Here is an 8,810-nt window from a genome sequence, read left to right on the forward strand (position 1 = left end):
AAAGCTCGATGCGTCGCGGCAAAGCTCAAACAAGTTTGGCTTTGCCCGCGACTTTCACTATATTTGAAGCATGAAAATCCAGAAAAAACAAGCTATCGGTGAAAACCTGCTCTACGTGATGGTCTGGACGGCCATCATCCTGGTCCCGGTCCTCAACTCGCAGATGATGTCCGAAATGCACGTCAACCTGGAAAACGTGCTGACTGCCTGGAGGTATATCGCCCCCTATCTGATCATCTTTCTCATCCACAATGCCATCATCGCCCCGCGCTACATGCTCCGGCGAAAATACGGGAAATACCTCGCGAGCAACCTGGCGCTGATCATCAGCGTCTTCTGGCTGGTGCAGATCTACGAGGACCACCTCACGGACCACCTCCTCAAACAAAACGATCCCGAAGCGCTCGACGCCTACCGCAAAGCGTCGTTCTCCAATCTGGAGATGTACTGGAACGTGGTGCTGGGATTCTTTATGACCGGAGCCAACACGGGTATCAAGCTGATATACCAGTCGATGCGCGACGAACAGCAGATGGAGGCGCTCAAGCGCCAGAACCTGCAGGCCGAAATGGATTACCTGAAATACCAGATCAACCCGCACTTCTTTATGAACACGCTCAACAACATCCACGCGCTGATCGACATCGACACCGAGTCGGCCAAGAACGCCGTGATCGAGCTTTCGAAGATGATGCGTTACGTGCTCTACGAGTCGGGGCGCGAGATCATTTCGCTCAACCGCGACATCCAGTTCCTGAAAAACTACATCGAACTGATGCGCATTCGTTACACCGACGCCGTGAATATCAGCGTGGAGTCGCCCGGCAACCTGCCCGAACAACTGTCTATCCCGCCGCTGCTGCTGATCGTCTTCGTCGAAAACGCCTTCAAACACGGCGTAAGCTACAACCATCCGTCGTTCATCCGCCTGAAGATCGAATACGCCGACGGGCAGGTGACCAGCACGCTCACCAACAGCCGCCACGCCGCCCAAAGCAGCAAACACCCCGCGGGAATCGGACTGGAGAACGTCCGCAAACGCCTCGAACTGATCTACGGCGCGAAGAACTACTCGCTGGAAATCCGCGAGGAGGAGAAGACCTATACCGTAAAACTCGTAATCCCGACGCTCAATGCTTAAATGTATCGCCATCGACGACGAGCCGCTGGCTCTGCGTCAGCTGACAAGCTACATCTCGAAAATTCCCTATCTGGACCTCGTCGCAAAATACAACAACGCCCTGGAAGCGCAGCAGATGCTCGCGGGAGAGAAGGTGGACCTGATTTTCGTCGACATCAACATGCCCGACCTCAACGGCGTGGATTTCGTCCGCGCGCTGATCGACCGCCCGATGGTGATTTTCACCACGGCCTATTCGGAGTACGCCGTCGAGGGATTCAAGCTCGACGCGGTGGACTACCTGCTCAAACCGTTCAGCTTCGCCGATTTCAGCCGTTCGGCGGCCAAGGCCAATTCGCTCTACGAGCTACGCCACAACCAACGGCCGCCACAGGAGGGAGAATCCGAGGCGCTGCCCAAAGACAAGGAGTATATCTCGGTGAAGGCCGATTACAAGGTTTCGCTGGTGAAGATCAGCGACATCGTCTATCTCGAAAGCGAAGGCGAATACGTGCGCATGCACCTCGCCGACGGAACGACCATCACCACGCTGTTCCGGCTCAAGAACATGGAGACGGCGCTTCCTTCGGAGTCGTTCATGCGCGTGCACCGTTCGTACATCGTCAACCTGCGCACGATCAAGGCCTACGTCAAAGGGCGCATCTTCCTCAACGACACGGAGTACGTACCGATCGGCGAGAATTACAAGGAAGCCTTCCAGGGATATATCGACAAGAATTTCCGAAATTTGTAGCGATCCGGCCGGGCGGAGATCAGGACCGCCGAGTACAGGGAAAACGGACGGGGAAACGGCTGGGGAAACGGCTGGGGAAACGGCTGGGGGGGGGAAACGGCCGGGGAAAACGGACGGTCAATCACCGGAAAGATCCGGGAAGCCGCCGAGCTGGACATACTCCCCGTCGCGGCATTCGCAGCAGTAATGCCGCAGGCCGTTGGTCAGAATGACGTAGCGCGCCCCCAGCACCGAATTGTAGCGCACGGCCTGCGCGAGCGTCCGGCCGTTGATCGGGATGCACGGGGCCTTGCACTCGGCCAGGAGCAGCGGCTCGGCCCGGTCGCCCACGACCACCACGTCGGCCCGCTGGGGCTGGCCGTTGAGCGCCACGGCATACTCCTGGACGATGCGTTTGGGCTGCACGCCGCAATACGCCGTCAGGTAAGCGATCAGATGCTGGCGGACCCACTCCTCGGGCGTCAGCACGAGATAAATGCCTCGCAGGGAATCCCAGACCTCCACGCCGTCACCGCGGCGGCGCGCACGCAGCCGGATGGCAGGAAAATTGAGTTTGGGCAGCCTGGACATCGCAGTATCGAAAAATTTCTGTATCTTTACGGAGGACAAATATACGAACTTATGCGGACTATCCTTTCGACCATAGCGCTTTTTTCCCTCTGCGGACTTTGCGCGCAGGAGTACACACCGACTTACGGACGCGAATTGCCGCGCGGCGAGATACTCGCCTATCCTTCGGCCGAAGCGGCCACGGCGGCCGACGGCGGCGACAACCGCTACTTCACGCGTCTGACGGAATGGAACCTCAAGGACAACGTTTTCTCGACACCGTTCACCGTGCCGTTCGCATGGGCCAACCGGCAGGTGCTGTTCCACCTGGGATGGGCGTCGGGCAACTACGAAGTGCGCGTGAACGGCCTTCCCGTGGCCTGCAACGCCGACGGCAACAACCCGGCGGAAATCAACATCACCAAACAGGCCAAAGAGGGCCGCAACATGCTCGAGGTCATCCTCGCGCAGCCGTCGTCCGTCACACCGCTCGAAAGCTGGAAAGAGGCTCCGGCGCCCTCCATCGGCGGAGCCTGGCTGATGAGCCAGCCCACGCTGCGCGTGCGTGACGTCGTGACCAGAACCCGCATGGGCGAAGACGGCAACGCCACGGCGGAGATCGCCGTCGCGGTGAAAAGCGAGGCCCTCAACCCGCGCACCTCGCGCATCCACTACCAGCTGCTCACGCCGACGGGCGAAAATGCCGCAGCGGGACAGAAAGACGTCACCCTCGACATGCGCCGCGAAGACACGCTGCGGTTCCTGGCCCGTATTCCCGCCAACTTGCTGTGGAGCGCCGAACTCCCCACGCAGTACACGCTGCGGCTCAAAACCCAGCACGAAGGCCGCTACGTCGAATATCTGGAACTCCGCCTCGGCTTCCGCTCGGTGGAGATGCAGGACGGGCGGATGTCGCTGAACGCACGCCCCGTGACGCTACGCGTACGCGAAGTCCCCGCGGCGATCACCGAAAACGAAATCGCGGCGCTGCGCGAGCAGGGATTCAACACGCTAAAACTGCTGCCGGGGCCTGTGCCCGAATCGCTGCTGAACTTTTGCGACGTGCAGGGCCTCTACGTGATTGCGCAGGCGCCGATCGACACCCGCCGCAGCGGGGAGTCGCGCCGCAAGGGCGGGAATCCGTCCAACGACCCCGAATGGCAGCCGGCATACCTCGAACGCACGGAGAACAGTTACCACACCACGAAGCGCCATCCGTCGGTGGTGGCCTTCGCGCTGGCCACACAGTCGGCGAACGGCATCAACCTCTATGAAAGTTATTTGAATATGAAGCGTTTCGGCGATTCGCGGCCTTTCATCTACCCGGACGCCGGCGGCGAGTGGGACAGCGACAAACTGGCGCTGGAATAACCCCGGAGGCCGGAAAAGCAGAAATTTTTCAAAATTTTTCCGGCAAATTTTTTGGAGATATAAAAATTATAGCTACCTTTGCACTCGCAATCAGATAATGATTGATGCCTCTTTAGCTCAGTTGGTAGAGCACGACACTCTTAATGTTGGGGTCCAGGGTTCGAGCCCCTGAGGGGGTACAAGGCAAAAGACTGATAATCAATGATTATCGGTCTTTTGTCTTTTTGGTGATTGCCCTACTATATGGCAATTCGAGGGTGGAAAAGGGACATTTAAGGGGAAATGTTTACCCTTTTGTTTACCCCGTTTCTCGAAGGGTAAACAGAAAGTCATATCTTCTGCGCAACAAGCGTAAACAAATGACTATCAACACGAATGTAATATTCCGCAAAGACAAAATCAAATCAAACAATACCGCACCGATACACATTCGGTTTACCCTAAATCGTAAAATTCGCTATGCAAGCACAGGCATCACGATTCATATAAGCGATTGGGACTTTGAAAATCAGCGCATTAAGGGAAACAACCCCGAAATGCAAGAATTACAATACCGAATCGACACCAAACTAAACGAGTATCGCCGCAAAATCAAGCGTCTTGAAGCATTGGAGGTAGAAGTTACGCTCGACAATCTTTTGGAAACAAACGGGCGGAAAATAAACTGCACGGTCGGCGAATATCTGAAACAGACTATCGAACGGTTGGAAATACTCGGCAAATACGGCTCGGCATCCAAACACCGCTCATTGTTATCCCGTCTGTCGCAGTTTAGGTCGCTGAATATCCGATTTAACGAAATAGACCTTGCCTATCTTCACGACTTTGAACTGTTCCTGCGCAAAGAGGGCAACACCAACAACAGCATTGCCACCAAATACGCAATCTTTAAAGCCGCCTATAACAAGGCTCTCGCCGAGGGTTTATTCGTGCCAAAAACTACCCCATTCACCAAATACAAGGTCGGTAGCCTATGGACACGGACGAGGAAGCGAGCCATCACGAAAGAGGATATACAGAAACTCGTTGCATTGGAGATAGCCCCTAATTACAGGACGAACTATGCAGAGTTTGCACGGGACATATTCCTATTCTCCTACTACACGGCAGGTATCAACTTTACGGATATGGCTACCCTGCGTTACTGCGATATTGTGAACGGCAGGATTTACTACTCCCGCCATAAGACGCAGAAATTGCTATCCTTTCAACTTGTACCGAACGCCATGCAGATTATCGAGAAATACAGCAAGGCCAACCATGCACAGGAAGATTATATCTTCCCGATTCTCGACCGCTCGGAACACAAAACGGCACAGCAGATTTTCAACCGAACGCACAAGGCTTTGCGGAAAGTCAATCGGGAATTAAAGACGCTGGGAGAACAGATAGGATTGGAAATGCCATTGACTACCTATGTTGCGCGGCATACGTTCGCAACCGTGCTGAAAAGGTCGGGAGTAAACATTGCGATAATCTCGGAATCATTGGGACACTCCGACCTATCGACGACCCAAATCTACTTGGACAGTTTCGAGAACAGCCAAATCGACGCAGCTATGCAGAATCTACTTTGATAAAGACAAAAAAGCGAGGGGCGCAATTCCACGGTCTCCACTTGTGGATTGCCACCCCTCTAAATGTTTTTTTTGCGTCTGCGTTCCCATCATGGAAACGAAGCAATGAACGTCCAAGACTAAACGTGTCTCGGAATCCCAGCAATGTTAAGCCGCAGTTACCGCCGAACCAGACGTCGCGTTTGCTTCGCTCGTCGTCTCCTGCACATTGGAACTACTGTTGGCATAGAGTTTCTTCTCATCCACATAAAGCGGTTCGGTGAACATCTTCACCCGCTCTCCGAGGACAGCTTCCACTCCCTCGGTCAAAACCCTTTTGGCCGTCTTTTCGCTCTCGAACAATATATGTTGGGCTACGGTTTTGGGGGCAAGTCCGAGGTTGTCGCAAGCCTTGTTAAAACGCATGGAATCAAGCAGCAATTTTTCGCTTTGGCTCAATAAATCAAGCCAAAACCGCAAATCGTCTGCATAATACTTGCTGATACAAGCCTTAATGCACTCACGTTTGACACTCGTACTCTTAACGATTTGTGCATTGAATTTCTTCCGTGCATCGTCAAGGACTTTCCAAACGGGCGATTTAGGTGTGCGGCCTTTGCCAGCGTTTTTCTTGGTTGCAACCTTCGCTTCAACAGTCAATTCGGGATTTTTTCCGTTCATCATTAAATTGTTTATAGGAGATATTTAAACACCTGCTGATTTGTTGTTTCATCCCGCGCAGGATACGAGATACCATATATTGCTGTTGAAGGCAATGATTTTCAAAGAACTTTCGGGCGTCAAAAGTATAAAATAGTGTCTATTTAAGCAAGAAAAAATGCAATTAAAAATACTATTTTTACTAAAATCAATTTTTGGAATTTACTAATATTAGTAAATTCGACATTGCACAGAGTGTAAAAGTAACGGTCGATGCAATGTCATTCACCGTAATTGTTACAGTCAACTACACTGCATTTTTACTAATATTACACTCGAAAACTATGTTTTCATGCTAATATTACTGATGAATACAATGTTTTTAGGGTTTATATAAGCGCTGACGATATTTGATTCAGCGTTTTATTGCCACCCGAAAAATCCCCTTTTTTGCGCAAAATTGCCTGCAAATACCCGTTCTTAAAGTTGCATTTATTAAAGATTTTTACTATATTTGTAATAGCAAATCCGAGATGGGAAAATTCTTTTTGCTTCCATAGAAAATAGGTTTACAAATGGATAAGGACAGTAATAATGCTGTCCTTGTCTTTGCACTCTATTTCCACATTTTTTGAGTACGAAACGGATATTCCCTTTATAAGTATAGTTTCAAGATTAAAAAATATGGAAGATTTCAGATAAAGAGATATTATGAATAACAACCCATTTACAAATATGAATACAAATCAAAATTGAACATTTCCGATTAACGAGGGCAAAGACTGCTTGCAGGCTATGCCGAGTGTAGGAAACGAAGAACGAAGTTCAACTATCGACGCGCCCGAAAGCGCAACCTATCTTTCGGACTTTATGGCTGAAATTCCCGCCAACTGTTTATTTAACAAGAAGCAGACAGGATGCGGTGCTACCGAGTTGGCTATCCGCAATTCCATTCCTACCCTTATCGCCATGCCTTATGTGGCATTGGTAAAGAACAAGACCATTTACCGCAAGGATGCTATTTCCGTGCTGGGCGTTTACGAGGGTGTCGGCGAGCAGGACATCATCGACTATGTAAAGAGCCATTCTCCCTTAAAGATTGCCGTTACCTATGATTCCCTGCCGCGAACCATCAAGGCGTTGCAATCCGCAGGTCTTGACCCTTACAAAGAACTGTTCCTATTGGTGGACGAATGACACGTCCTGTTCAACTCCTATTCGTTCCGTCATACTGCCATTAAAAACCTGCTGACAGAAGCCGCCAAATTCGAGAGGGCGACTTACATGACCGCAACCCCTATCGAACGGGAGTATGTTTTAGAGGAGTTGAAGCACCTGCCCATCTGTGAAATCAACTGACCGCATCTGATCGAGGTCAATATCCGCTCGCGGCAAACTACCAAACCCGACCGCTACATCGTACAGGAGTGCCGCAAGGTATTAGACAAGGGATTGGACTATAACCTGCACATCTTCGTCAACAGCGTGGAGTTTATAGCAAAAGTGATAGACCTTGCAAAACTCGCTCCTGAACAGGTGAAGATAGTATGCTCGACCAGCGGGGACAATGCCGAGGTCAACCAGCGCAAATTAGGTAAAGGTTATCCCATAGGCCAGCCGTCAGCCCCCGTGAGGAAGATAAACTTTTACACCTCGACCTGCTTTGAGGGGTGCGACCTTTACGATGAGAACGGCGTGGCATTCATCGTCAGCGACGGCAACAAGTCCCACACGCTGTTGGATATTTCCACGCTGTTCACACAGATTTGCGGACGCCTGCGGGATTCCAAATACAAGGGCGAAATTATCCATGTCTATTCCACAACCAAGTATAGTCGTGAGGTGACACTCGACGAGTTTGTCGCATCTACAAAGAGCGTTCTTGCCGAAGCCGAGCAATACGCCGCAGACATCAACGCCCTGCCCGAAAAGAGCCGTATCAAAACGCTGTCGAAAATCCCCTATATCAACGAGCAATATGTAAGGATAGAAGATTGCCGTTTGGTGGTGGATAAGAACCTCGCCAATATGGACATCGTGAATTTCAAGATATGCCGCCATATTTACAGGACTTATGTAAACCTTACGAGCGAATTGCAACGAAACGGCTACACCATAACACGCCACACGTTCAGCGAGATTATAGAGAAGATAGAGAGCAACGCCGCCGCACGGGTCACGTTTAAGGAACTGTTCGATGAATACCGCCGACTGAAAACTACCCGTCCGTTTTTCTCGCTGGACAATCACGAGGAACTATGCGCCCGAATTGCTGTTAAATATCCGTTGGTGAAGCAGGCATACGACGAATTGGGAACGGCCAAAGTGCAGGCATTGAAATACCATGTCGGAAATATCCGTCGGGAGTTGACGAAACAAATGCGACTGCCGAGCGAGTATAAAATCGTGAAGATGATAGATACGGTGTTTCCTAAACAGACACTCATTCCCAAGAGCAAGGCCAAAACGGAACTGCAACGGATATACGACGATTTGGGGATTCGACACACGGCAAAGGCCGCAGACCTCGCCAAGTGATACGAGATAAAGGAAACAGCACCCAAAATAAACGGCAAGACAACGGCCTGCATGACCATTGTTAGAGATAGGATGATTGCAAAATAAATCGAGAATTATTTATTATCTTTGTTGGTAACTCAAATGAATTTTAGATGAAGAACTTAACAAAACTATTATTGGCTATAATATTCTTTGTATTATTAGGCGCAATTATAGGGCTATATTATAGATACCCGTTGGTTGAATTAAAAAGTTAGTAAAATGACAAATGAAAGGTTGT

General features: G+C 50.7%; 8 protein-coding genes and 1 tRNA gene. 7 read left to right on the plus strand and 2 right to left on the minus strand.

The features are described from left to right. Window positions 1-70: 70 nt before the first annotated feature. Window positions 71-1,141, plus strand: coding sequence for a sensor histidine kinase (locus DWW03_RS15185; protein WP_022061252.1), 1,071 nt, complete (start codon window positions 71-73; stop codon window positions 1,139-1,141). Further along, entirely contained in the window at window positions 1,134-1,874 is a 741-nt protein-coding gene (locus tag DWW03_RS15190) for a LytR/AlgR family response regulator transcription factor (RefSeq protein WP_118406977.1), read from the plus strand. The genes DWW03_RS15185 and DWW03_RS15190 overlap by 8 nt, the downstream gene beginning before the upstream one ends. Before the next feature lie 117 nt (window positions 1,875-1,991). Here the strand turns inward: DWW03_RS15190 and DWW03_RS15195 are convergent, their stop codons facing one another. Then, window positions 1,992-2,444 carry a type I restriction enzyme HsdR N-terminal domain-containing protein gene (locus tag DWW03_RS15195; protein WP_118406978.1) on the minus strand — a complete coding sequence of 151 codons (453 nt, stop codon included), beginning with the start codon at window positions 2,442-2,444 and terminating at the stop codon, window positions 1,992-1,994. 51 nt (window positions 2,445-2,495) lie between these two features. On the opposite strand from DWW03_RS15195, the gene DWW03_RS15200 reads away from it, so the two are divergent. The 3 genes from DWW03_RS15200 (at window position 2,496) to DWW03_RS15210 (ending at window position 5,371) form a co-directional block, all read left to right on the plus strand. Next, on the plus strand, window positions 2,496-3,794 hold the full coding sequence (locus DWW03_RS15200) for a glycoside hydrolase family 2 TIM barrel-domain containing protein (RefSeq protein ID WP_022061255.1): 1,299 nt from the start codon (window positions 2,496-2,498) through the stop codon (window positions 3,792-3,794). Between the two features lie 106 nt (window positions 3,795-3,900). After that, window positions 3,901-3,973 (plus strand) — tRNA-Lys (locus tag DWW03_RS15205). Between the two features lie 180 nt (window positions 3,974-4,153). Then, on the plus strand, window positions 4,154-5,371 hold the full coding sequence (locus DWW03_RS15210) for a site-specific integrase (RefSeq protein ID WP_118406979.1): 1,218 nt from the start codon (window positions 4,154-4,156) through the stop codon (window positions 5,369-5,371). Window positions 5,372-5,518: 147 nt separating this feature from the next. Here DWW03_RS15210 and DWW03_RS15215 read toward each other — a convergent pair whose 3' ends face one another. Next, window positions 5,519-6,031, minus strand: coding sequence for a hypothetical protein (locus tag DWW03_RS15215; RefSeq protein WP_147344332.1), 513 nt, complete (start codon window positions 6,029-6,031; stop codon window positions 5,519-5,521). 849 nt (window positions 6,032-6,880) lie between these two features. Between DWW03_RS15215 and DWW03_RS15220 the strand changes: the two genes are divergently transcribed. Further along, complete coding sequence (locus DWW03_RS15220; RefSeq protein ID WP_253012322.1) at window positions 6,881-7,207, plus strand: hypothetical protein; 327 nt, start codon at window positions 6,881-6,883, stop codon at window positions 7,205-7,207. 255 nt (window positions 7,208-7,462) lie between these two features. After that, entirely contained in the window at window positions 7,463-8,548 is a 1,086-nt protein-coding gene (locus DWW03_RS15225; RefSeq protein WP_118406981.1) for a hypothetical protein, read from the plus strand. Window positions 8,549-8,810 lie beyond the last annotated feature (262 nt).

The organism is Alistipes sp. AF14-19, from assembly GCF_003461645.1.
In the GTDB taxonomy this organism is placed as follows: domain Bacteria; phylum Bacteroidota; class Bacteroidia; order Bacteroidales; family Rikenellaceae; genus Alistipes; species Alistipes shahii.

Coding starts and splice junctions, on each gene's coding strand:
- DWW03_RS15215 (WP_147344332.1), bottom strand. CDS start 6,031: ATGAACGGAAAAAATCCCGAATTGACTGTTGAAGCGAAGGTTGCAACC.
- DWW03_RS15210 (WP_118406979.1), top strand. CDS start 4,154: ATGACTATCAACACGAATGTAATATTCCGCAAAGACAAAATCAAATCA.
- DWW03_RS15195 (WP_118406978.1), bottom strand. CDS start 2,444: ATGTCCAGGCTGCCCAAACTCAATTTTCCTGCCATCCGGCTGCGTGCG.
- DWW03_RS15190 (WP_118406977.1), top strand. CDS start 1,134: ATGCTTAAATGTATCGCCATCGACGACGAGCCGCTGGCTCTGCGTCAG.
- DWW03_RS15220 (WP_253012322.1), top strand. CDS start 6,881: ATGGCTGAAATTCCCGCCAACTGTTTATTTAACAAGAAGCAGACAGGA.
- DWW03_RS15200 (WP_022061255.1), top strand. CDS start 2,496: ATGCGGACTATCCTTTCGACCATAGCGCTTTTTTCCCTCTGCGGACTT.
- DWW03_RS15185 (WP_022061252.1), top strand. CDS start 71: ATGAAAATCCAGAAAAAACAAGCTATCGGTGAAAACCTGCTCTACGTG.